Annotated in this window: 14 protein-coding genes; 8 read left to right on the top strand and 6 right to left on the bottom strand. The window is 49.7% G+C overall.

The features are described 5' to 3' along the window. Positions 1–58 precede the first annotated feature (58 nt). Positions 59–1,150 (bottom strand): hypothetical protein, encoded by a 1,092-nt coding sequence (locus tag BUB30_RS13100; protein ID WP_073134291.1) that lies wholly within the window; start codon positions 1,148–1,150, stop codon positions 59–61. Positions 1,151–1,227: 77 nt separating this feature from the next. On the opposite strand from BUB30_RS13100, the gene BUB30_RS13095 reads away from it, so the two are divergent. Beyond that, positions 1,228–2,082: a hypothetical protein gene (locus tag BUB30_RS13095; RefSeq protein ID WP_143164885.1), complete on the top strand. Its 855-nt coding sequence runs from the start codon at positions 1,228–1,230 to the stop codon at positions 2,080–2,082. Between the two features lie 344 nt (positions 2,083–2,426). Then, positions 2,427–4,223, top strand: a complete 1,797-nt coding sequence (locus tag BUB30_RS13090; protein ID WP_084138066.1) for a glycoside hydrolase family 9 protein — start codon at positions 2,427–2,429, stop codon at positions 4,221–4,223. A 189-nt stretch (positions 4,224–4,412) separates the two neighbouring features. Here the strand turns inward: BUB30_RS13090 and BUB30_RS13085 are convergent, their stop codons facing one another. The 5 genes from BUB30_RS13085 to BUB30_RS13065 all read right to left on the bottom strand — a co-directional run bounded on the left by BUB30_RS13085 (position 4,413) and on the right by BUB30_RS13065 (position 14,712). Beyond that, a complete protein-coding gene (locus tag BUB30_RS13085) occupies positions 4,413–5,786 on the bottom strand; it encodes a glycosyl hydrolase family 18 protein (RefSeq protein WP_084138065.1) in 1,374 nt (457 codons plus the stop codon). Between the two features lie 371 nt (positions 5,787–6,157). Beyond that, positions 6,158–8,464: a GH92 family glycosyl hydrolase gene (locus BUB30_RS13080; protein ID WP_245804083.1), complete on the bottom strand. Its 2,307-nt coding sequence runs from the start codon at positions 8,462–8,464 to the stop codon at positions 6,158–6,160. A gap of 122 nt (positions 8,465–8,586) precedes the next feature. Continuing rightward, entirely contained in the window at positions 8,587–10,140 is a 1,554-nt protein-coding gene (locus tag BUB30_RS13075) for a SusD/RagB family nutrient-binding outer membrane lipoprotein (protein ID WP_221408696.1), read from the bottom strand. 46 nt (positions 10,141–10,186) lie between these two features. Then, positions 10,187–13,531: a SusC/RagA family TonB-linked outer membrane protein gene (locus BUB30_RS13070; protein ID WP_073134284.1), complete on the bottom strand. Its 3,345-nt coding sequence runs from the start codon at positions 13,529–13,531 to the stop codon at positions 10,187–10,189. A gap of 209 nt (positions 13,532–13,740) precedes the next feature. Further along, on the bottom strand, positions 13,741–14,712 hold the full coding sequence (locus BUB30_RS13065; RefSeq protein ID WP_073134282.1) for a FecR family protein: 972 nt from the start codon (positions 14,710–14,712) through the stop codon (positions 13,741–13,743). A gap of 562 nt (positions 14,713–15,274) precedes the next feature. Between BUB30_RS13065 and BUB30_RS13060 the strand changes: the two genes are divergently transcribed. The 6 genes from BUB30_RS13060 to BUB30_RS13035 all read left to right on the top strand — a co-directional run bounded on the left by BUB30_RS13060 (position 15,275) and on the right by BUB30_RS13035 (position 26,019). Then, on the top strand, positions 15,275–15,862 hold the full coding sequence (locus tag BUB30_RS13060) for an RNA polymerase sigma-70 factor (RefSeq protein ID WP_073134280.1): 588 nt from the start codon (positions 15,275–15,277) through the stop codon (positions 15,860–15,862). Positions 15,863–16,179: 317 nt separating this feature from the next. Then, a complete protein-coding gene (locus BUB30_RS13055) occupies positions 16,180–19,284 on the top strand; it encodes a SusC/RagA family TonB-linked outer membrane protein (RefSeq protein ID WP_221408695.1) in 3,105 nt (1,034 codons plus the stop codon). A 45-nt stretch (positions 19,285–19,329) separates the two neighbouring features. After that, positions 19,330–20,952: a SusD/RagB family nutrient-binding outer membrane lipoprotein gene (locus BUB30_RS13050; RefSeq protein ID WP_084138062.1), complete on the top strand. Its 1,623-nt coding sequence runs from the start codon at positions 19,330–19,332 to the stop codon at positions 20,950–20,952. 113 nt (positions 20,953–21,065) lie between these two features. After that, complete coding sequence (locus BUB30_RS13045; protein ID WP_073135151.1) at positions 21,066–24,356, top strand: VCBS repeat-containing protein; 3,291 nt, start codon at positions 21,066–21,068, stop codon at positions 24,354–24,356. A 1-nt stretch (position 24,357) separates the two neighbouring features. After that, a complete protein-coding gene (locus tag BUB30_RS13040) occupies positions 24,358–25,671 on the top strand; it encodes a vanadium-dependent haloperoxidase (RefSeq protein WP_073134276.1) in 1,314 nt (437 codons plus the stop codon). Positions 25,672–25,746: 75 nt separating this feature from the next. Next, the gene (locus BUB30_RS13035) at positions 25,747–26,019 is read left to right on the top strand and encodes a hypothetical protein (protein ID WP_073134274.1); all 273 of its coding nucleotides are present in this window, start codon (positions 25,747–25,749) and stop codon (positions 26,017–26,019) included. The last annotated feature ends 285 nt before the right edge of the window (positions 26,020–26,304 follow it).

The following is a 26,304-nucleotide window of genomic DNA, read 5'->3' as shown; positions in this document are numbered from 1 at the left end:
ATTCCCATGGGATAGTATGGAATCTGTACATTAATGTAAAAAATTGCCGCGACACCTGTTAGTTTGTCGCCGTAAAACTCGCGATGGGGAATCCCCAATCCGCCGTAGCGTTCCTTCGGATGGATACCGAATAGCTGCCGTTGTGGGGCAATGCGCCCACGCCAAAATCGATGGAAGCCTGGTTCGGGAAACCATTGCTGACACCCAAACTCGAAATGGCTTCGTAGTCCAGGCCGGTTAACCTCACTTCACACGAGCTATAGAGAGAATATCCTGTGATGGTCAACTTCGCAACGCCAGCGCCAGACCGGCTGTACGTTGGCTGATCAAAACTGGCCCCGTCGATGAACATAGGAGGCGACATCGACATGTACACTTTCCGGGTAACGGATCTGCCGTCGCCATTGATGATCTTAAAGTCAAACTGGTCGGTGACACAATCGTCGTGCGTGTTGCCAAAAAGTGTTTTGGGGATACGCGCTCTCATTTTCGAGCTGTCGGGGAATGCTACACCGCTAATCTGAACGCCGTTGATATAAAGCTCGCATGCACCATAAAGACCTCTTCCCGCATCCGAAAACATGGTATCGCCAGGACACAGGAAGAATGAGCAGCCTGTGCCCACATTGGTGTTGTGATCGCGTTCGAAAATGCAGAAAGGGATGCGTCTCACCTTCGTGAAGCCTGACACAAGTTTCTTGCCATTGGCTTTTATCCGGAAAGGCCACGGTCTTCTATTTTCGTTTCCGACTTGGAAGTCGATGTATTGTGCATCGGAAGCTTGCACGACGAGTTGCGTTTCGGATGCGCTGATAATTTTAAACTTGCCGTCGGCCCCGAACTCGGTTCCATAAGGCGCGAAGCCGCCACCCTGAAATATCGTCCCCATCTCAAAAGTATCTTTCGCGGGATCGGCATTGAATCCGGTACCGGTTATCGTAATGAGATCATTGGCATAGATGATATTCGGTGAAACGGAGGTGACTGTAATCGCGGATCCGCTGGGGTTATTTGGATTATTGGGATTGTTTGGATTGTTGGGGTTGTTTGGATTATTCGGATTGTTTGCGGTGGGGTCATTCGACTTGCTGCAGTGCATGCAGATAACTGTTGCACCGATGATCAGGAGGAGGGTCAGGTATTTTTTCATGACGATGAACTTTTTGCGCCTTTCGCAATTAAAGCTGATCGGTTTGCAGCACCGGGCCAAAACGGTTTAGTGAACGGTTGGAAGGAGTTGAGGAATGGTTACACCTCACGCGGTCTGCCGCTCCCGTAAATGAAGCCTCACTAAAGTTCGTCCCCATTTCCAGTGGAGGCATACTTCAGCCCCGTAGCGCCTTTGATCAGAAAAATGTAGGGCGCGACACAACGTGGAGAAAAATGATAATTTTGGAATTGAGAATAAATCGTGAAAGAATGTTTGACTGGCTTAAAAAGAAACCTAAAGAAGTAAAAGAATCGGAAGTCCCTCAAAAAGGTGAAGCAAATTACAGGTTCATATGGTATGAGATTGGGGAAGGAAATCCTTTTAACAAGAGAATTTTGGACATTCGATCATTTACGTTGTCCATGATCGCTACGACTTCCAGTAAAGAGATTGTAGAAAAATACAATTCGTTACGAAGCTCAGTTGGGAATGAATATGTCGGTACCCATGTGCCAAACCAGAAATCAACTTTAACCCATCTGAGGTATCCCCACAACGGGTCAGTGCTACGAGGCGCTGCATTTAAAGCTGACTCCATGGATTGCAAATGGGATATCTACGTTTATGACAACATTTTCTATTTTTCAAGGAGCTGGACCGGGGATATGGTTTACAAAGCCACGGCAAAGATCAATGAGGATTCAATCGAGTTGACGGCGATTGAATACCCCGCTGAGACAGCGGAGTCAATTGCTATTAATGATGTTCATTTTCTAATGATGTCTCATGCTTTTGGCCGGGTCTTTCCCCACATGATTCCAAGAGCATTGCTTAGCGAGAATGAGATCGCGCTGTATTCTTTTAGTACTTTCGGAAATAGGGCTTGCTATGCATCATATGAACCAGTAATAGACACAGTTGTTGCCTTATGACGTTATCACAACCATACCCTAAAGCGGCTGCCGAAAGTATTTTTTCAGAATATCCTTATCGCCCTCGCCATACATTCTGAATCGCACATACTTCTTCGTCTACGGAAATAGTTATGGTAACGTCATAAGGAACGGTATATGCCGGTAGCAGTACTATATGTGCAGGTTTCCAATGTTTCGCCTTTTGAAGTATCGTTCTGGCCACGTCGTCAATTTCTCGAACACTGGTTGTTTGAAAATTATTGACACTACACACTCCTCCGGACTAATTACTCAGGATTACCTCGAAGACTTGATTTAAACCTAATTTCTTAACAGGTTTACTGGTCAATAAATTGTCCACTATGCTTAAACGTCTCACGATGCCGATCCTCCTCATTTTTTTGTTGTCGGTAAAGGCACACGGTAGTTCGACGGATCCGCATGCGTGGATCCGGATCAATCAACTGGGCTACCGTCCAGGTACTCCGAAGGTGGCGGTGTGGTGCGGGTTGACGGAGGAAGTTGTCAAGGAGTTTCAGGTTGTTGATGCGAAGTCAAGAAGGGCAGTGTTCACCGGAAAGGCCGGAAAGGCATTTGGACGTTACGGTCCGTTTGCTCAAACCTATCGGTTGGAGTTTTCTGCTTTTAAGAGGCCTGGAAAATACAAGATCAAAGCCGCTGGTATAACCTCACCTGAATTTGAGATCGGAGAAAACGTGTATGCCAACGCAGCCGATTTTTGCCTGCGCTACATGCGACAGCAGCGCACCGGCTACAATCCATTTCTGAAAGACAGCTGTCACACGCAAGACGGCTATGTGTTGTATGGAAAAAGTGGGGGCATAAAAGACAGTACGTATTTCGATGTCGTGGGAGGATGGCACGATGCAAGCGATTATTTGCAGTATTCCACCACCTCGGCAAATGCGACCTACCACCTGCTGGCGGCCTACCGCGATTTTCCCAAGGTGTTCGGTGATCACAAACTGGCAAATGGTCTGGAGGGCAGGAATAATCGGGCCGATGTACTTGACGAAGCGAAATGGGGCCTCGACTGGTTATTGAAGATGCACCCCGACAAAGACATTATGTTTAACCAGATTGCAGACGATCGCGATCATGTGGGGATGCGTATGCCAAAAATGGATGACCAGTACGGGAGAGGCTATCAGCGACCCGTCTATTTCATCGACGGCGAAGTTCAACAACGCGGTAAATTTCGCAACAACACCAAGGGCACGTCTTCAACCGCTGCCAAGTTCAGCAGTGCGTTCGGACTGGGTGCTGCCGTTTTTGCTTCCGAGACAGCGTATAGCAAGATCCTTTCTGAAAAATCGGCCACCGCCTATCAATACGCGCTAAAAAAGCCAGGCGCAACGCAGACGGTTTCCGTCAAATCACCCTACATCTATGCCGAAGACAACTGGGTTGACGACATGGAGCTCGCCGCTGCAGGTGCACGGAAACTGGATGAGTCCATCAACTACGCGCGGCAAGAGCCCGTCACCCCCTGGCTGGGAACTGACACGGCAAGCCATTACCAATGGTATCCCTTCATCAATCTGGGTCATTACGAATTAGCCAAACAACTTACCGGCAAGGCGCGCGACACCATTGTCGCCTACTACCGGAAAGGAATAGCGACCGTTGCCACAAAGGCCGAAAGCAATGCGTTCAATAGAGGGGTGCCATTCATCTGGTGCAGCAACAACCTGACGGTGTCGTTCGCCATTCAGTGCTTTTGGTACCGGCAGTTGACAGAAGACTGGAGCTTCGGGGCGCTTGAGCAGGCAAACTTCGACTGGATTTTTGGTTGCAACCCCTGGGGAACCTCGATGGTGTATGGCCTGCCTTCGTGGGGCGACACTCCGGTTGATCCTCACTCAGCCTTTACGCATTTGAAAAATTATCCGATCGATGGTGGACTCGTAGACGGGCCTGTTTACACAAAGATCTTCAAAAGCCTGATCGGAATACAACTTAATGAAGCTGACGAGTACGCGGCTTTCCAAAGCGATCTGGCTGTATATCATGACGACTACGGAGATTACAGTACAAACGAGCCGACCATGGACGGCACGGCTTCTTTGATCTACCTGCTGGCGGCCAAGCAGGGCGAAACTGAAATGACCTCGCCCGCACCGAAGAAGAAGGATTAACACTGGCGAAAATGAATCGTACCCCACGCGTCCTTTTTTAAAATTCCGGCCGACCTCACGCTGAGTGATTAGAACAAGAGCCAGATGCATTTCTGACTCTCGCTGTTGTTGTCGCGATCATGCATTAAAAAAAGAAGCCGGGTGCAACCCCGGCTTCATTGAACAACTTGATTCGCGAACAACAGGTTTCTAATTTCTAAACAATTCCCATTCCGACATTTGCATAACGCTTCCACTGCTCACCGCAGTGATGTTAAGCCTGTAATAAGCATAAGCCGTGGAGTTGGAGAACGTATACGTCTTGGTCAACAGACGGGTGGCGAATGTCTGATTGCTTTGTGTGTCCAGCGTCGTCCACGACGTTCCGTTGTTTGAGCCCTGGAGTGTCCAGTTCTTCGGATCGCGCGCCGGAACATCATTTCCGGAAGTGATTGTGTATTTCACAACAACGTTTGAGGTGGTGGGCTGGAATCGAATCCACGCCGCAGCATGGGCCGTGTAATATTTTGTCGAGGTACTGTTATCGATCACCTTGGTATAATCCTCTCCCGAGGGCGAACCGGTCTGGTATTGTGCGGTGAGCGTTCCACCGTAGTTTGTGATGTCGGATCCGGCAGGAGGTGTGCCTCCACCACTGGTCAACGCTGCAAAGATGGCATCGGTGTAGGATTTGCTCACGTTGGCTGCAAAGACCATGATGCCGGCCTTCTCCGGGTTTGGATGCCATTGTGCATTGGCAATCGCGGTGTTGAGATTGCTGAGTTGATGCGAGTATCCTTCCATCACTTTCGAGTTGCCCAGCGTGGCAGACCAGTAGCTGAAGTTGTCCGTGCTGTAGGCCATGTCCATCACAAAGTTAAGATACTGACTGATGGACACCTCTCTGAAATTAGGCCCCGGTGCACCACCGGCGTAAACGGCAGCCGTATACATTTTGTCATTGGGACTCGATGACAGCGGACCAAAGTAGGCGCCTAGCGCGGCAATTAAATTCCTGTAGTTTGTATTCGCCGTGGCCCCGTGTTCTACATCCAGGGAGATGCCGTCGAGACCAACGGTAGTCACGCAAGAGTTAACGAAGGACGCAAATTGTGTGGCATTGTACGCTGTTCCATTGTACGTTGTAAAAGGAGTTGCCGTGCTCCATGATGCTGCGTCGTCGACATTCATGAGCACTTTAACGCCCCGTGAGCGCAAGGTTTGTATGTCGGCCAACACTTGCCGTTTGCTGTGATAGTAGGCATTGTTCATCCAACCCGAATTGTAGTGTACGGTGTCCGCTAATTCCCACAACGTGCCTTCAAAGACGATCACTACGTTGGCGTTGTCGGTGAATGTTGTCAAGGGAAGGATGCCTTGACCGGAGGGTGTGGCGTCGAAAGCGTAGTAGGCAACTTTCGACTGTCCTACGGCCGGCAAAGACAGCGGTTGGATCGAAATATCCGCTTCGGAGGTGAGTGATTTTCCTGTTGAGTTTCCATCGGGTGTTACCTCCATTGTACAGGAATGCATGAAAGCGCATGCCATGGCAATCGCCATGAGTGAACAAAAACGTTTTTTCATAAGGGTGCTTGGTTTAGGTGAATATAAATAGTGTGCTTTGACTGCAATCGCGTTAGGGCATAGACAGGCCCGTGACCCTTTCCAAAATCACTTTCAACCAGACACACAGAGGCCAGGGATCTTTCCCGAAAATCACTTTCAACTAGACAAACAAGCCGGGGACCTTTTTCCCAAAATCACTTTCAACTAGACAAACAGACCAGGGACCTTTCCGAAAATCACTTCCAACTAGACAACATGGCCCTGCTACTTTTATACAATCGCATCAACCGTTTGCAACACACAATAAGAATGAATTTTTATTTCACTTTTTTCAAGGACGCTGAAGATCAGCCGTTTTGAATTCTACGATTGGACGCTAAGACATGGTGTTACAGCTGCGTCGACCGGGCATGATCATCCTTGTTCGTGCCCCATTCTTTGCTTGGCGAAGGTCCCATTTGGATCTCCAGGCGACCACCTTTGACAATCTCTGAATGTGTCAGGTAGGCTTTGGTATATGGAGTTCCATTGAGCACCATGCGTTGGATGTAAATATTTTCAGGGGCGTTGTTCTCGACCTCGATGTCGAAATAGGTGTTTTCAGAAACTCTGATCCGGGCACGTTCGATCGCCGGGCTTCCGAAGACATACATGCCATTCGCCGGATTTACCGGATAAAAACCTAATGAAGAAAAAATATACCACGCCGACATTTGGCCAACGTCTTCATTGCCCGGAATTCCGTCGGGGGCATCGTGATAAAATTGATCCAGGACGTTGCGCACGGTTTTCGCAGTTTTCCAGGGAGAACCGGTGTAGCCGTAGAGGTAAGCAATGTGATGACTGGGCTCATTGCCAATGGCATATTGCCCGATCAACCCCGTGATGTCGGCCGACGCTTCTTTGCCCATGCTCTCGTTCACAACAAACAGGGAATCGAGTTTTTCTACAAAGGCCTTCTCTCCTCCCAGCAGTTGCATGAGTCCTTCAACGTCGTGCGGTACCAGCCAGGTGTATTGCCAGGCATTCCCTTCGCAAAAGTCATCCTTCATGTGTTTTGCCATCACCGGGCTGAAGGGCGTGCGCCACGCGCCGTTGGCCAGCTTGCCGCGCATGAAGCGGGTTTTGGGGTCGAAGTATTGTTTATAGTTGCTGGCGCGTTTGAGGAAATATAGATATTCTTTTTCCTGGCCAAGTTTCTTGGCAACTTGTGCGGCGCACCAGTCGTCGATGGAATATTCCAAACCAAGGGCAACGCTTTCTACGATGCTATCGGCGGGAATGTAGCCAAGCTGGTTCACGAAGGGCAGCCCTCGCTCCTTTACTAACGTGGAGGCCACCATAGCATCCAGTGCTTTTTTTTCATCGACGTTAGCAATCCCTTTCAATATCGCATCAGCGATCACCGGAAAACTGCTATTGCCGGGCATCGTGTTGGTTTCGTTTCCCCAAAGGTGCCAAATGGGGAGCTTTCCCTGTTGCTCATGAATTTTCAACAGGGAGTTGACCATATCGCCCACGCGATCGGCATTGATGATGGTATGCAGTTGATGTGTCGCCCGATACGTGTCCCACAGCGAGAAGGTGGTGAGGTTCGTAAAGCTCGTGTCATGGTGAACCTGCTTGTCGCTTCCCCGGTAGTCGCCATTCACGTCGTTAAAAATGGAAGGGGCGATCATCGTATGATACAACGCGGTGTAGAAAATCCGTTGTTGCGATTTAGTCTTGGTCTGAACTTGGATGGCGCCTAGAGCATGGTTCCACAAGCGATCGGCGTTTTCTACGATGGCGTCAAAGTTCCAATGTGGAATTTCCTGGTGGATATTCAAAGCAGCATTTTGCGCGCTTACGGGAGAAATTCCAATCTTCACAAGAACGGGCTTCTCCGTGTTCAGTTTAACAACTGCCTTCACTCTTTTGCCCGTCGCGGTTTTTCCGTTCACAACAGTGTAGCCTTTGGCGAGAATGACTTGGTTGATGGGTGTTGAAAAGATGGCCGTAAAAAAGATCCGCTGGTCGGCAGCCCATCCTTTCGAATACCGGTAGCCCGCGAGTGTGGAATCATTGACCTGTTCAACATGTGTTTCGACGGGCGAGTCCCATCCGATTCCTTCGCTTAAATCAATAACGACATGCCCATCCTTGCCGGGAAAGGTGTAGCGATGAAGCCCAACGCGTTCCGAAGCGGTCAATTCTACATTAATATTATAACGACTTAGCTTGACCGTGTAATAGCCTGGCTTCACACTTTCGTTGGTGTGGGTATACTTTGAGGCATAGCCACTCTCGGGGGCCTCGGGCGTCCCTTTGGTATACTTCACTTCGCCCATGGCGGGCATCAAGAGAATGTCGCCGAGGTCGCCGATGCCTGTTCCGCTCAGGTGGGTATGCGAAAAGCCCACAACGATGGAATCGGAATAATGATATCCCGAACACCAGTCCCAACCGCGAGCAAAGTTCACGGGCCCCAGTTGAACAGCACCAAACGGAACATTCGCGCCGACAAAAACATGTCCATGGCCACCGCTTCCCATGTATGGGTCAACGAATTGTGTGTAGTTCGTGGTGTCATCGGCGTTCGATGCCGTTTCTTTTTCGCGATGACATTGAGTGATGATGAAGCAAGAAATAATCAGGAGCATGAACGCGCCATGGGCGCGCGTCTTTGTTGCCCGATGGGCATATGGTTTACGCATGGCAAAGTTTATCCGTTTGAGGTTGACTCGTTGTTTTCGACTTAGTCTTTTTGTCGCAGACCTGTCGGTAGTGAAATCGCTTTTCGAGGCGCAAACACACAATTGAATTTTATGCGCGTTCGTTAAAAATTTCCACCCTCAACATCCCACCAAAGACGGGTTCCTCCATCATCCGGCCCGCCAAGGTGTTGCAGGGCGCCTTCAATACCTCGCTTGTTTGTGCTGTATTCACTTTGGGGATAGCTCAGTCGCCGGATTTGCACGTCCGTATCAATTTTGCCGCCGCTTTTATTGATGACCACCGGGAACAACTTCGGATAGCCTGTGCGCCTGAACCCTGTCCATGCTTCCTGTCCTTCGGGGAACGTGGCCAACCATTTTTGGGTCATGATCTTGTCCAGCTTTTCTTCTTTGGAAAGATTGTCATCCCATTTAATGGTCACCGTGGAAACGGCCGGAGAATTGTTGCTGGCATTTTTCGGGTCGACGTAGGCAGCTTGCGTGCTGACATTGTCCTGGAGATAATTTCCAATCTCCACACCCCATTGTTTCATGGACATTTGCACTCCCATTTCATAGTTGGCCTGTGCATCGCCGGCGCCTTGCCATTCGCGCAACGAAGCCTCCGCTTTTAAAAACCAGCTCTCGGCTGCGCACATGACCGGTTGTGGCGTGAAGACGAGAAATGTTTTTTCCGTATTGAGGCTGGCATAGGTTTTATAGGCATCCTTTGAAGAGATGGCAGATCCAATGCGGATGCCAACGTACTGCCCCGGAAACAAAGGATCTGTTGCCGGGGTTGCATAGACCGTCAACCGCGGATCATGGAATCCAACGAGGTACGACAAAACGCACGCATTAAGTCTGTTGTCATCCCAGTCGTGTGTGATCATGAAGAGGTCACTCGTGCCGTTGGTTGAGTTAATGGCCGCATCATCATCAGGGTCGGCCATGAGTCCCAGGTCGTCGTTAAGGGCTTTCTCTCCTTGGATCCTCGCCAATTGGGGAGCGGCCTTCACAATGTGCATGGCCAGGCGCAGGCGCAAGGAGTTTGCAAATTTTATCCATTTGTGATAGTCGCCGCCAAAGATCAAATCGAAGTCCCGGAAGGGCGCTTCACCCGGATGTTGTGCTACAAAGGTTTTCAGGTTAGTAACGGCCGTATCCAACTCCTGGAAGAATTGTCCGTACACGCTTTCTTCGGTGTCATAAGGCGTGTAGGTGGTCGATGTGCCAACTTTACTATACGGAATGGGACCAAACTTATCCGTGACCCGGTGCATGGCTTCCACTTTGATGATCAACGCGATCGCCCAGAGGTCTGGAGATTTCTGGCGCGTTCCAAGCTTGGCAAGTTTAAGAATGGGCGACATGATGCTGATGTACATCGCATCAAACCCGTCGCGATTCCAACTGTCGACCAGGAAGTAGTTCAGGTTGTAGTCGGCCATAAACGGAGTGGGCGACATCATGTAGCCGGAGTAAGCATCCGTGCTCAGGTTTTGAGCGGTCTGATACTTATCAAAAATTTTCCGCTGCAGGGGTTTAAAGACGGTGATGGGATCTACCTGGGCATCTGAGATTCCGGTAGGGTCCGTGTTATATTCTTCAAAATTGCCGACGCAACGAAGCAAAACAAGACAGACCGCGCAAAAGACGAGGAGTGAGGTCGTCATTCGGATAGTTCGTTTTACGGATTCTGACCAGGTCATAGGCGCCGTTTTAAATCGTAACATTCAAAGCAAACCCAATATTTCGAATGGCGGGCTGGTTGAAGATGTCAATGCCGGATAAACCATTTCCCGTCGACATCAGCAGCTCGGGATCGTAGGGGGCTTCCCGATATAAGTAAAGCAGATTGCGCCCGGTGAGGGACACGCGCAATTTCGATATGCCGTATTTCCGTAGGGGAATGGAATAGCCCAGCGAAACTTCGCGGACGCGGGCCACCGTCGCACTGTAGATGTAAAGTTCGGAAACACCTTGCCGGCCGCCGATGCTGGTATACCATTTCTGAGGATCCACTTTGGAAATGGCCTCGCCTTTTTCATTCACACCATTGACCGGCACATAACCTTTGTCGCGTGCATCACCCGTCGCTTTCGATATTCCATATTGATCCATGATGGCTTGTGTCATGGAGAAGACCTTGCCACCAATTTTGGCATCGATCAAAAAATTCAAAGTAAAATTCCTATAGGTAATGGAATTGTTCCAACCCGTGATCCAGTGCGGATTGGGGTTTCCCAGGTAGCTGAAGTTCGTATTGATGCGCGGCGTTCCATCGTCGTTAAGGACCATGCGCTGCGCGGCGTCGCGCATAACGGTGATGCCATAGATATCACCATACGAACCTCCTTTGGCCAGGACCGATTGGTAGCTTGTATTGTCGTTCGTTGTCAGTAAGTATTTATCAATGCCATTTTTTGAATCCACGTCAATGATCCGGTTGACGTTGTGCGCCACGTTTATGGAGGTCTCCCAGCGGAATCCCCAACCCATCCGCAGTATGTACTCCATAGAAAGCTCGATCCCGGTGTTCTGCACGTTTCCACCATTCACATAGCCCGCACTGTAGGCCGTGGCCACCGAAGGCACCACTTTGATAAATTGGTTGAAGGTGTTGGATCGATAATAGTTGAACGTCAGCGCCAGCCGGTTCTCAAACAAGCGGAGATCCGTTCCCAGTTCATAGGTTTTGGTGCGCTCCGGCTTCAAGGTTTCAAATGGCGCTGCTGTGCTCAGCGTCACCGAGCCTGTGTTATCAAAGGAGTTCACCGGGTTGGTTACGTATTGAGGAACTGTATTGCCTACTTCTGCATAGTTCGCCCTCACCTTAAAATAGGAAATACGGGTGGGGAGATCTAAGGCATCTTTCAGCAGAACCGAAACACCCATCGAGGGATAAAAATAGGAGAGGTTGGGCGTAAAGGATAAGTTCGAAGACCAATCGTTGCGCCCTGTTAAATTGAGATGAAGCCAATCTGAGTAAGCGGCATTGACCGTTCCAAAGATGGACTGCAATTGCGTATGGTTATCGGGATAATTATACACGGGATTTACCATACTGCTGGCAACAATATTTTGAGCCTTAAACACGTCGGGCATGATGAGCCCCAGACCGGGCCCAACAGCAGTTCCGTCGAGGCGACTGTCGGTGATGCTTGTGCCCACTGTGCCGTTGATCCCGAACGAGGTAGGCATTGGAATTTTAAACGCCAGTAAGGCGTCGGCATACTTTTGTTCTTGCGTCTGCGTGTTGTCGATGAACTGTCCGTTGGGACGGGCCAAGGTGGCCTGCGTTCCGGAAAAAAGATTCTGTTGATAGCGGTCCGTGATCTGGTCCAGGTTGCCACGCACTTGAATGTTGATCCATCGATTCACATCAAACGCCACGCGCCCGGAAAGGAGAAGCCTCCGACGGTGAGAGTAATTTGGATTCCGGTTGATGATCCACCACGGATTTTGTTGGATGTCCTCATTGGTAAACCAGTTCTGTCGTTCATAGCCAACACGGTCCGCAAATTCATATTGCGCCTTGTATGGCGAAATATTCATCTCGCTGGGAAATAAATACAAGCCGGTTAACGGGTTAAAGTACAATCCCAGTGCGGGAGTGTTTTCAACTTTTTGGGTGATGTAGTGGAGGCCGGCATCGACAACCAATCTCCGGTCGAACAACTTTTGAGATTGTTGCAAGCTAAAATTGTTCCTCGCCAGCGTATTATGGGGCACCGGTCCCTGAGCATTGGTGTTGGCAAACGAACAATAGATCTTGTTTTTTTCTGAACCGCTGGCGAGGTTCACAGAATTTATGAAGTTGACGCCTTCATGAAAAAACGTTTTCAATTTGTCATCCGCCGGCGAGGCCATGGGCGCACCCCAACTGTCCCGGGCGTTGCTCCCTGTTCGGCCATAGCCCGTTTGGAATTGCGGCCGGTAAGCAATGTCACTCACGTAAACATTGGAATTGTAATTCAATTCGGTGATCCCCTCTCTCGCCTTTTTGGTGGTGATGATGATGGCGCCGTTAGCGGCCTGACTTCCATAGAGCGCCGCGGCCGACGCACCTTTCAGTACGGTAATGGATTCTACATCGTCCGGATTGAGGTTTGAAATGCCATCGCCTCCGTCGACCTGGCCTCCGAACGGCGTGTTGGGCTGGCCGTTAGAGTTTGAACTGTTCAACATCGGCAGCCCATCCAGCACATACAGCGGCTGATTGGATTGAGAGAAGGACCGATTCCCCCTCAGGATTACTTTAGCCGATCCCCCGAGGCCGGAGGCGCTGGGGAACACGGTCATGCCCGGCACTTTGCCGTTCAATGTGTTCATCATGTTGTCGGTCTTCGCATGCGTCAGTTCTTCGGCATCGATCTGTTGTGTTCCATAGGTCAGCGATTTCTCCGGGCGGGGTATGCCCATGGCCGTGATCACCACTTCCGCCAGCGAGGTGAGTTCTTCTTCCAAAACGATCACCATGGATGTCTGACCGTCAACCTCCGCTTCATAGGTTGCATATCCGATGAATGAGACAACGAGGATCGAGTTTGCCGGGACACTTTGCAAATTGAAATTGCCCCGGATGTCGGTGGATGTTCCGGTCGTGGTATTTTTAACGACGACATTCACACCGGCTAAGCCGATGCCTTTGGTGTCGGTCACGCGGCCTGAAATCGTGATGAGCGGTATTATATTTTCGGGTGATGTTTCATCCCCGGAACGGCCGGCCGATCTTGACAGGACAATGTATTCATTGTCGTCCTGGATCTTGTATTCGATGTTTAGGGGAAGGAGAAGTTGATCGAGGATTTCGGCAAGCGTTTTCCCGTCGGTTTCGGTCGATACGACCTTGGTGACGTCGATTTGATTTACGCTGTAGACAAACTTCACCCTCGTTGCCACCTCCAGCGTCTCCAGCGCTTTTTTTAAGGTGATGTGTTGCAGGTTGAAGGAAACTTGTCTTTCAAGGACACCTTGTGCCTTGGCAGAATGGTGGGACAGGAGCGTAATACAGCAAAATAGCGGTAGGGTGTGCAGAACACATGCCTTGATCAATGCCTTCATACGGCTCCAGTTCAGGTTCATCTCGCGTGCCGTGCTTCAGGCCGGATACGCATTCCTAGTTTGGAGCCTAAATTACGCCCTTTGGGGCGAAACATAAAACGTTTGCAGTAAACAAAAAATGGCCAATAACAAGCGTCGGTTTCGGGTGATCAGAGCGTTCCTCACGCAACATGAAATCGATAACGTTTGCGTCTTTCAAACAAATGTTTTCATCGACATCCCTCTCCCGTCAATTGCACGGTGTTGCCGCTGATCGTATAGTGAAGACCCACGGCCTGGCCGATCATATCCAATGTGTTCTCGAGCGATTGATCGGAAAAATTTGCCCGGATCTTGCACTTTCGCAAGTCCTCATTCCCGAACGAAATGGTGACATCGAACTTTTCCTCGATCCGGCGGACGACCGCGTCCATAGAAATATCGTTGAAGATCATCTCATACTCCGTTCCGTCGGTCGTGGCTTTCTTCTCCTCAACGGCCAGGGTTTCCTTCGAGATGACTGAAGTCGCTTCATCGTAGATCGCCTTCTCATTGGGCAAAACCACTTTTCCCTGGGCATCCTTGGCGGATGTGAAGGACACTTTTCCAGTCAACACCGTGAGCTCAACCCGGTCGGGAGAGGATTTAAGATTAAAGCTCGTGCCTAGCACGGTAGTCGTTGCGTGACCACACTGAATGATAAAGGGATGGCGGGGATCTTTGGCAACTTCAAATAAGGCTTCACCCTGCAACGTCACGTTTCGTGTGTTGCCCGCAAAAGCAGATGGAGCTTCCAGCGAACTTGTGCCCTTCAGCCAAACCAGGCTACCATCGGGTAAGCTCACCTTGGTAGTGGTTCCATTGCTGGTGTATGTTCTCAGATCGTTTGAGTTTGATTGAAGACGCCAGGCCCCAAATCCGACGAGTGACACGACGAGGAGGGAGGCGGCTATTTTTAGCCATGTCCAATGCCCGGCCTTTGTCAGCATTGAATCCTCCTGGTCAACGGGAGGGGTATCCGCGGAAGGTTTTATGCGATAGAGTAGTTTGTCTTTCAGTCGATCATGATCTGCATTCGTTAGCAGGGAGTCCATTCCAGTATCGACGCTGTTGAACCAGTCATCCACCAATTTCTTTTCTTCCTGGGTGAGTTGATCTTTTTTGTACAACTCGATCAGACGATCAAAGCCAAACTCGTTCATAACATACAGACATTTAGTAATCAGACTTCATTGCTATATCGCTTCGACAAGAAGGATACACACAGTCAATTGCAATATCTTTTTTCACATTTTGCGTGAAAGCTCCAACGTCATGCAAATCAGTCAGGGCCAAAGTTAGCATATTCCCACACGTCGCCATAGTGACGCGTGATGCCCTCAGAGCGAAAAGCCCTTCGCCTTCATTGCAGGTTTGTGCTGAGGTCCCGCAGGTGAATGCATTGGCAGTAATCGTTTGCGTTAACGGGGCACATCAAATGTGGCGCCAAGACACACGTCGCGCTTAAAAAAAATTAATAATTTGGCGTTAACATGGCCTCAGCCAAGGCCAAATAATTATAGTCGTATGGAACAGGATGAACACACAGTCAATTTTAAAATATTTTTTATTGTGTTGAAATACAGATAGTTACAAGCAAAAAGACAGCGCGTTTCACTGGGTTGAAAATGGAAGCGAAAAGCGTCATCGTGAACACGTCAATCAAAATTCACAGTCTATAATTCGTTTACGTAAACTTTCTGTTATTTTAGTTACCGATACATTATGGAAACAACGGGCAGTCATCGTGAGATCGATCTAGTCGCTTCACTAAAAGAAGGAAACGAAAAAGCGTTCGAGTTGATCTATGATCGAATCGCTCATCGCCTGTACCTTTTCATCCTGAAGAAAGTTGGAATAAAGGAGACGGCAGAGGAGATCCTGCAGGAGGTGTTTGTCGCCCTTTGGAACAACCGGAACGCGATGGATGCTAATACGTTTCTGGATCCTTACTTATTTAAGATCGCGAAGAACAAGATTTTTAGTTTCATGCGTTCGGAGCATGTCCGGAAAAAATATGCTGCCGACTTCACCTTGTTTATACAGAAGTACAGCGACAATTCCCTGGAGGAGATGATGGATGTAAAGGATCTTCATCAGGTGCTGCACGAGCGCATCGCCGAATTGCCAGACAAATGTCAAACTGCTTTCCGGATGAGTCGCATGGAGCATGCCACCATTTCCCAGATTGCGGAGCGAATGAATATCTCGACGCGCACCGTTGAAAACTATATCACCCAGGCCCTGCGGCATCTGCGAACGCATCTGAATACCCTAACCGCACTATTCTTTTCCCTGTTCTTTATTTTTTAGCAAAAGGGATTTCAACCGGCCGCTGACAATTGAAATCGCTTGTCGCGCGAATTCCTCCTTATATAGGAGGTGCGTCCTCTTTTACAGGGTGCCTTGCCTTTCTTTTTTCCATCGCTCTTGAACCTCTTTTTTCCGCCTTATAGCCGAATTTTTGTCTCCGTGTGCCGTGTCTTTTGGTATTCACAAAAATAATTTCATCGGGCTCTGTGTGTTTGGCTCTTGTGAAACGATCTAAACCGTAACGAGGGTCTGCGCTCAACAACGGGAGCTGACCTAAGTTAGTCTAAACTAATCACTTAACTTTTTTAAAACAGCCTATGATGAAAAAAATACGAATCCTATTATTGCCTTTGGCAATGCTGCTGTGCGGATATGTCTCCGCACAAACAGTGACAGGAAAAGTGACCTCCGCTTCCGATGGTGCAGCCATTCCGGGTGTATCGGTAGTGGTGAAGGGTACAACGGTAGGTACGACCACCAATGCTGATGGAGACTATACACTTAGCGGTTCCGACGTAGGGACGGGCACACTCGTGTTTTCCTTTATTGGCTTCGAAACGCAGGAGGTCGCAGTAGGGAGCCGGACCACAGTAAGTGTTGCGCTCACTGAAGATATTAAAGAGCTTGGCGAAGTCGTTGTCACCGCCCTGGGCATTTCGAAAGAGACCCGGACATTGGGATACTCCGTGACCAAAGTGGACGGCGAGCAAATGAACAAGGCGCGTGAGAACAACGTGGCCCTGTCGTTGAGCGGCCGTGTTGCCGGTTTGAACGTGAAGGGAACCAGCGGTGGTCCCGGCGGTACAGCCCGCATCCTGTTGCGCGGTATGCCCGCCATGAACAATAACGGTTCGCCGCTCTTTGTTATCAACGGTGTACCGATGGACAACACACAGCGCGGTAGTGCCGGCGAGTGGGGTGGATCGGACAACGGGGATGGTATTGGTAACCTGAACCCCGACGATATCGAAAGCATGACGGTACTAAAAGGACAATCCGCATCCGCACTTTACGGTACGCGTGCCACGAACGGCGTGATTCTTATCACCACCAAAAAAGGGAAAAAAGGCGACTTTTCCGTTGAGTACAACATGAACTATATGGCTGACAAAGCCATAAACTATACTGACTTCCAGTATGAATACGGACAAGGCCTCAACGGCGTCAAGCCAGCAACGGCCCTGGAAGCACAAGCCACGTCGCGTATGAGTTGGGGCGCGAAGCTCGACGGCACGCAGGCGATCCAGTACGACGGCAACTCGTATGCTTACTCCGCGCAAAAGGACAACATCAAACATTTCTACAGAACGGGCTCTTCGTTCACTAACACCGTTTCCGTTTCAAAGGGTGGCGAGAACGGCTCGTTCCGTTTGTCGATGGCTAACCTGGACAACAACTCCATCGTGCGCAACAGCGGGATTGGTCGCAAGACGATCAACCTGAACATCGAACAAAACATCACCTCCAAGCTGAAGGTGAATGTGATGGCCAACTACATCGACGAGCGGTCCAAGAATCGTCCTCAATTGAGCGACGGTCCCATGAACCCCAACAACGGATTGTTCCTGGCGACCAACATCGACGAAAACATCCTTAACCCGGGCTACAACACCACCACGGGTGTTGAGACACGCTTCGGCGACGACGAATATGTTACCAATCCTTGGTTTGTGGTTAACCAGTACGTCAACAACCTCAGCCGCAAGCGCTTGATTACGGCGGTTTCGGCACGGTATGACATTACGAAGTGGTTATACGCTCAAGGTCGCGTCGGCTACGATCAACTGAACGACGGGGTATTTAAGGTCGAGCCCTGGGGAACTGCCTACACCACAGCCCCGCAAGGAAACTTCCGTGGAAACCTGCAGGAACAATCTTCGGCCCAAACCACGGAGGCCAACATCGACGGGTTGATCGGTGTATCGAAAGAGTTGTCGACAGATTTCAGCCTGGATGCGTTGATCGGTGCAAACTCCAGAGCAAATCAGTATGAATATCAGCGCGTAGCGGGTAGTACCTTTATCCTGCCCTACCTGTATACACTAAGCAACGTGTACACGGTGAACACCAATCCCGGCGATAACTATAAGTTCACCAAGAAGCGCGTTAACTCGGCATACTATTCTATTGACCTGGCCTATAAGCACCTCCTCACGCTGAGCACAACCGGTCGCTACGATGCTTATTCAACGCTGCCGACCAATAACAATACGATATTTACTCCTTCCGTTTCTTCCAGCTTTATTTTCTCCGAACTCACAGACCTTCCCAGCATGAGCTTGGGTAAGTTCCGCGCTTCCTGGGCACAAACCAGCGGCGAGGCGGGCGATCCGTACAAGACACAATTGTATTATTCATTGAATAGTCCGCTTCGTGGAAACCCTATGGGTGCCACTCCCACTGAGCAACCCAACGGTTTGCTGAAGCCTTTCACGCTGACCGAAGTTGAGTTGGGTCTTGAATTGAAATTCTTCGAGAACCGGTTGGGACTTGATCTTGCCTGGTACAACAGAAAGTCCCATAACGAGATCATGCCTGCCACCTATAGCGCTGCTACAGGATTCACCACAGGATTTGTGGGCACGGGTTCTACGCAGAACACGGGTCTTGAAGTGTTGTTGACCGGTAGTCCCGTGCGGACGCCGCAGTTTACCTGGAATGTTACCTTTAACATCACCACCGTGAAGAACACCATCCTGCAAACCGATGCGGATGGCAGAAATCAAAACCTGGGCTCCAACCGCGGAACGCTCGGTAATGCGATTACCGCTTACGTTAAAGGTGCGTCAGGTCCTCAGATCATGGCCTATGACTACAAGCGAAATGCCAGCGGAGAAATCATTGTTGATGCTTCAGGGCTGCCCGTTCAAGGTGACCTGGTCCAGATGGGACAGGTACTTCCTAAAGTATTTGGTGGCCTCACCAACGACTTCAGCTACAAAAACTTCAGCGCTTCATTCCTGATCGATTACAACTTTGGCAACAAGGTGTTGTCGGCAACCGAGTACTACTCTATCCTGAGAGGTTTGAACAAGAAGACGCTGGAAGGCAGACAAGAAGGTATCACTACGGGTGTGTTGGCGGACGGAACGAAGAATACCACTACCGCTACCCCTCAAGACTACTATCGCGCCGTGTCACAGAAGATCACCTCTACCAGTGTGGTGGACGGAGACTTCATCAAATTCCGTCAGTTCACCTTGGGTTACACCGTGCCGTCTGCTGTATTCGCGAATTTTCCTTTGATTCGCTCGGTACAAATTTCACTGGTGGGACGGAACCTCGCCATTCTCATGCGCAAGGCTAAAAATATCGATCCGGAAGCCAGCTTCTCTTCAAACGTGAGATACTACGGAATAGAAGGCACCAGTTTGCCGTCGACACGCTCATACGGTTTCAATCTGAATGTGAAGTTTAAATAAGCAACCGACATGATGTTTAGTATGAGACATAAAAAAACTATTCAAATGAAAAGAACATTTTCAATCATATCCCGACTGGTCTTGATCACCGCGATCATGGTAGGTTGCACCAGCGACTTCGAATCGATCAACACGGATCCGACCAAGGCAACGCCGAGTAACTTTGACGCGAACTATTTTCTCTCTAATGCAGAATGGACGTATGCAGACGCGATCACCGGATATAATGGTCCGGTTTTGTTCCAGAGCGGTTGGGTGCAGCTGTTGGCTTCCACCACATCAGGAGGTGCGAACTACTATACCAACATGGACAAGTATGTACCGTCCAGCAACACCAATTCGTACCAGGCTTCCAGTTGGAACCAGTGCTATCGTTCGGGCGCCCTCGCGAGCGAAGCGATAAAGAACACGGACGCAGATCCGGAAAAAGTGAACCTCAATGCGGCGGCCCGTATCATCCGCGTGCTGGCGGCACATTATATTACCGATGTTTACGGCGATGCGCCTTATTCGCAGGCATGGATGGCGAGCAGTAATGTGACCTTGCCAGATTACGATACGCAGGATCAACTCTACAAATCGCTGTTGGCCGACCTGGATGGTGCCCTGACTTCGATGGATGCCGCAAAAGCAAAACCGTCATCGGACATTCTTCCCTACAAAGGCGACGTTGCCCAATGGAAGAAATTTGGTTACTCGCTGATGCTGCGCATCGCCATGCGCCTTACCAAAGCAGATGCCGCTACAGCAAAAACGTATGCCGAGAAGGCCGCGGCAGGTGGAACGTTTGGAAGTGCCGCCGATGACGCCTATGTCATCCCCGACAATCCTAACGGTTACCACAACAACTATACTGCAGCCCTCATGACCGCTGCCGACTACTACCAGGTGCGCTGGAGCAAGACGTTGATCGACTACCTCAGCAGTACGAACGACCCGCGCCTGGGTGTTATTGCCGAAGTGCCCCAAGACGGACTGGCCAACAACCAGGATGCTACGAAAGCTGGAAATTCCGATCCGAGTGTTCAGTTAGGACTTCCGAACGGATATGATTTGAACGGAGGCGCTACAGACATTACGCACTCTCCAGGATATCCCGGTGGCACCGGAACGGGTGCTGATGCAACACCGATCGGGAAGTACTCACGTCCTAAAACGGCGCTCTTTGGTAACTTCAATGCTCCTGTGTTCATCGTTACCTATGCGCAGACTGAATTATTGTTGGCCGAGGCTGCGGTGAGAGGATACAGCGTCGGAGGCACGGCTACTGAACACTATAGCAACGGTGTGAAAGGGGGCGTTCTGTCGCTTGCACCATTTGGTACCGCTGCCGTGATTGATCCGGTTGATGCCGCTGATTATGCAGCAGCCAATCCGTTGAACACAAGCTCAACGGACGCATCGCTGAAGATGATCAATGAGCAGTACTGGGCAACCAGTGGCGCGCTGATGAACTTCACCGAAGCTTGGAACAACTGGAAACGTTCGGGATATCCCGTGCTGACGCCGATAGTGGCATCTGGTAATTTTTCGAACGGCGTTATTCCTCGCCGTCAGCCATACCCCACGACAGAATCCACGCTTAACCCTGCCAGTTACAAGGCGGCGGTTGGTCGCCTCGAAGGTGGACAAGACGCCTGGAGCGCAAAAGTTTGGTGGGATAAATAAGAAATTTTCCTCCGAGATGGGCAGGTTATCCTGCCCATCTTTTTTTATATCTTTTTTTGACACTGGTTTTATTTGGGGAAATGAGTTTGGGCTTGAGATTTTTTTTGCGCGCCATGAAGTTGGTGGTGTATATAGGCGTCGTTTGTATAGTTGCCGTGCATTCCGTTCAGGCCCAGCAAGAACCGTTGTTCGAATTAGTGCCACCTACACGCAGCGGTGTGGCGTTTAAGAATATCATAAAGGAAACCGCCCGCACCAATGCCCTCACCTATGAAAACATCTACAATGGCGGTGGCGTTGCCATTGGTGATATTAACAATGATGGATTGGATGATCTATACCTGATCGCCAATGCCGGCAGCAACAAGCTGTATCTCAACCTTGGAAATTTTAAGTTTAAAGACATCACCTCGTCAGCCGGCGTAACGGCCAGCACCGGTTGGAAAACCGGCGTCAGCATGGTCGATATCAACGCCGATGGCCTGCTGGATATTTATGTGTGTCGCTCTGGAAAAGAAAATATTGACGATCGAAGAAATCATTTCTTTATCAATCAAGGCAATCTGACCTTCATAGACAAAGCTAAGGAAATGAATCTGGACGATCCCTCGTATTCCACGCAAGCGGCATTTTTTGATTATGACAAAGACGGAGACCTGGATGTCTTTTTGCTGGCTACGAACGTCAAGGTTATCCGTGACCTTGAGTTTAAAAGCGCAAGGACCACTGTGCATCCCTATGCAGGGGATAAGTTATTCCGGAATGATAATGGTCACTTCACGGATGTGACGACGCAGGCAGGCATTTTGTCAAACGCATTGGGTTTCGGACTCGGCATCGCCGTGTCGGATATCAACAAAGATGGCTGGCCGGACCTGTATGTTTCAAACGACTACATCGAACCCGACTATCTCTATATCAACAAAGGAGACGGGACATTTGAAGACAAGCTACCCGAATACTTACGACACATTTCCCATTTCTCCATGGGAGTTGATGTAAGTGATATCAACAATGATGCATGGCCGGATATTTATACGCTGGACATGTTGCCGGAGGATAACTACCGGCAGAAGTTGCTCTACGGCCCCGATAATTATGAGCACTATGCGTTGTCGGTGAAGGAAGGTTTTTATCATCAGTATATGCGCAACATGCTTCATTTGAGCAATGGCAATGGAACCTTCAGCGAGATTGGTCAATTCTCGGGTATTTCCAACACGGATTGGAGTTGGGCGCCACTGTTTGCAGATTATGACAATGACGGTTGGAAAGACCTCTTTGTCACCAATGGATATTTTCGGGATTATACGCAGCGTGATTTTTTGAAGTACAAGGGCGACTATTATTTCAAGAAAGCAGTTGCAGGAGAAAAACCCGATACCTTGGAGTTGGCCAGCATGATGAGTTCCACGCCACTTCATAACTATATGTTTCGGAACAACGGGGACCTGACGTTTTCCGATCAAAGTCTTGTCTGGGGTTTTGAAAAGAAGTCCTTTTCGAATGGGGCGGCCTTTGGCGATCTTGACAACGATGGGGACCTGGATCTGGTGGTGAACAATCAAAACGAATCCGCCTTCCTGTACAAGAATGTGTTGCGGGAGAAGAACCCAGCCTCATCCTTCCTGAAGGTCAAGCTCGAGGGTGCCAATGGAAATACGTTCGGAATAGGAAGTAAGGTTTATGTGTACGCCGGCAAGAGCAGTCAGTATTTTGAACAGTCGCCTGTGCGCGGGTATCAGTCGAGCGTTGCCACAACGCTACATGTTGGTCTTGGGGATGAAAAGAAAATCGATTCTGTGCGAGTGGAGTGGCCGTCGGGAAGGGTGAGTTTGCTCAAAGATATAGCGGTCGATCAGGTATTGACGGTCGGGGAAAATGATGGTGTTAAACAGCGGGTGGTCACCGAAAAATCGAATACAGTTTTTACAAGGTCGGAACCACTGGTTTCCTATGCACACCAGCAGTTTCCGATAAACGATTTTAAAAGACAGCCTTTGTTATCGACCATGCCGTCAGTCTGTGGACCGGCCATGGCCACCGCCGACATCAATGGAGATGGATTAGTGGATGTTTTTGTAAGCGGATCCGAATTGCTGCCGGGGAAACTATTTGTCCAAAGCAAAGAAGGCCGTTTCCACGAATCACTTTCATTTCCTTCTTCGCAAGATGACACGCACACGGAAGTGGACGCAATTTTCTTTGACGCCGACAACGATAACGACCAGGATCTGTACGTGGTGAGCGGAGGTTTTCATGACTATAACGCAAGTGATCCCATCCTCCAGGACAGGATATACTTCAACGACGGCCAAGGAAATTTCACGCGACGCCCCGATGCGTTGCCTGTCATACATACTTCGAAGTCCTGTGCCCGGGCAGCCGATTTTGATTTGGATGGAGATGTTGACCTTTTTCTTGGAGGACGCATTGTGCCGGGAAGATATCCGGTGGCACCTCAAAGCTATTTGTTGCTGAACGACGGGCATGGACATTTTAGCAAAATGGATGATGCTGCGTTTTCTTCCATCGCAAAGGCCGGCATGATCACGGATGCTTTATGGTTGGATCTCAACAACGACCGGTATCCCGATCTGATCACGGTGGGTGAGTTTATGCCGGTGAAAGTATTTTTGAACAAAGCGGGGAGAAGTCTTGAAGAGGATGCCGGCGCATTTGTGGATGGCCCACAGATGGGTCTCTGGAGCAAGCTCGCCGCAGGTGATTTTGACCACGACGGCGATGTCGATTTGATCGCGGGCAACCACGGTCTCAATTCGCAGTTCAGGGCTTCTGATTCGGAGATGCTGGAATTGACCTACGCCGATTTTGATAAAAACGGTTCGATCGATCCGATCCTTACCAATTTTATTCAACATCAATCGTATCCTGTCGCCGGACGCGATGAACTGCTGGATCAGGTGTACAGCCTGAGAAAGAAATTCACTTCCTTCGAAAGCTATGCTCACGCACAACTCGGAATGCTCTTTTCTGAAGCAGCGATCGGACAGGCTACCGTGCTTCGGGTCAATGAACTTCGCACCGTGCTCCTGGAAAATGTGAATGGAAAATTTGTAAAACATGCTTTGCCGTCACAAGCGCAGTTCGCGCCCATAGGCGCGATCGAGGTGTTGGATTATAACGATGATGGAAAGCTTGACATATTGCTCGGAGGCAATGAAAGCGCGATGCGCATTCGGTTAGGAGCCATTGATGCAAACTACGGCCAACTATTTCAGGGAGACGGACAAAACCATTTCAAATATATTCCTCAGAAGCTTGCCGGTCTTTCACTAATCGGCGATGTGAAGTCGCTAAAGTGGATCACTGTGAACGGACAGAAATATCTCTTGGCCGGTATCAATAACAAGGAAATGATAACCTATAAAAAGACAAATTAGGATGAAAGCCTGGTGCATGTTTGTGTTGATGTGTTGCGTTGGCGCCGTTGGTGCAAAGGAGAAATCAGCGCCGGCTAGTGACTTTGTGAAATATGCTTTTTCGCTGTCGGAGGTAATGTTACACGATGTGGTGAATCCGCCTGCGGCGAGCCGGTTCTATGCCTATTGCATGCTGGGGGCCTATCAGGCGTTGAACCAGGTTGAGCGCGAGCCCTTTGATCTTTCCTCCAGGTTTAAAATTCGTCCGGACTTCTCGGGCGTTCCCATTCCATCCTGTGTGTCAAAAGATTTTGTTGCGGCCTATGCGATGCTTGAAGTCGGCCGCCAATTGATGCCTTCGGGTTATCTCTTGGAACAAACACAAGCGACCTTGCTTCAGGACTTCAGGAAGAAGTATCATTTTTCCGCAAAATGCCTGGAAGAAAATGTAGCCTTCGCCACCGCCGTCGCCGCGCAGGTGGTGGACTATTCAAGGACAGACGGCTACTCGAAATTGAGTACGCTGAAGCGTTATAGCCCTGTCGTGGAGGACGGCCATTGGTATCCTACACCTCCGGAATACATGGCTGCCGTGGAGCCGCATTGGCAAACGATTCGTCCCTTTTTCCTGGACTCCGCTCAGCAGATCCCTTCACGCAACGCCGCGGAGTTCTCGACCGATAAAGACTCACCTTTTGGAAAACTGACCTATGAGGTCTATGAGATCTCCAAAAAGATGTCGGCCGAACAACGGGCGATCGCTGGCTTTTGGGATTGCAATCCCTTTGCTGTTCAGTATTCCGGCCACGCGGCGATAGGAATCAAAAAGATCTCACCGGGTGGGCATTGGATGGGCATTACAGGCATTGCCTGTGTCACTTCTTCGGCATCGATCGAGAAGACGGTCCTGGCACACACGCTCGTCGCCCTCACGCTGCACGACGCCTTTATCAGCTGTTGGCATGTCAAATATCAAAGCGATCGCGTGCGACCCGAAACGGTGATCAACAAAACCATCGACCCCAGTTGGAGACCGCTATTGCAAACGCCACCATTCCCCGAAAACACCAGTGGCCACAGCGTGATCTCCGCAGCCTCTGCCTCCGTACTGACGTTCCTGTTTGGCGACAACTTTAAGTTTACCGATACCAGTGAAGCTTATTTTGGATTGCCAGCCCGGAATTTTGGATCCTTCCGCCAGGCCGCAGCGGAAGCGGGTGTTTCGAGGTTGTATGGAGGAATTCATTTTAGGGATTCCATTGAGAATGGACAAGAGCAGGGAGAAGGCGTCGGCCAGGCGATCATTCAGAAGGTCCAAGGGGTTGGCAGACCTTGATGCAAATACGCGGGTTTTGAAGCCATTAGTATCTAAATTGTACCTTTCTAATGATGTCCACTAATTCCCTTAAAAGTGTCCCACGTAAAATTCGATTCGGCTGTTAAACAGAATCCCACACAGGAGAAGATCGTGAATGCCAAGGTCGAGAAATTCTCCGATGCAGTCACCCTCATCCTTCGCGCGGAAGCCGCCACGAAAATGAAGAAGCTTGTATACGTTTTCATAAATGTCCGTCAATTGACGCCGACAACATTCAACTATACCGTCGACGATTCCAGGGATAAGATCTCCTCCAGCGCCCACGCGTCTATCAAAATGAAATTTGAAGAGATATTTAATGCCTGACAAGGAAATGGTGCTTGTGGGCTTTATTCAGAAAGAGACTGTCTCAAAAGGGTAGTCTCTTGTGTTTTTGTAACCCCAGGCTTTAGTCCTAGTCTATGCACACATTATCGTGATTTAACTTTCTTTGGAAAAAGGGGTGAGTTCAAGACGTTAAACTGAATAAGCCCGTAGGGCTTCCCCATCATAACGCCCGGTGCAACCGGGCGAAGGGAGTCCATGCATTTCAACCCGCCTAGGCGGGTTACCTTTTAGTGCGGGAATCTAATTCGCGCGTCATGGCACCGA

It is taken from the genome of Chryseolinea serpens (assembly GCF_900129725.1).
In the GTDB taxonomy this organism is placed as follows: Bacteria; Bacteroidota; Bacteroidia; order Cytophagales; family Cyclobacteriaceae; genus Chryseolinea; species Chryseolinea serpens.
This window is presented reverse-complemented; position numbering and strand designations above follow the sequence as displayed.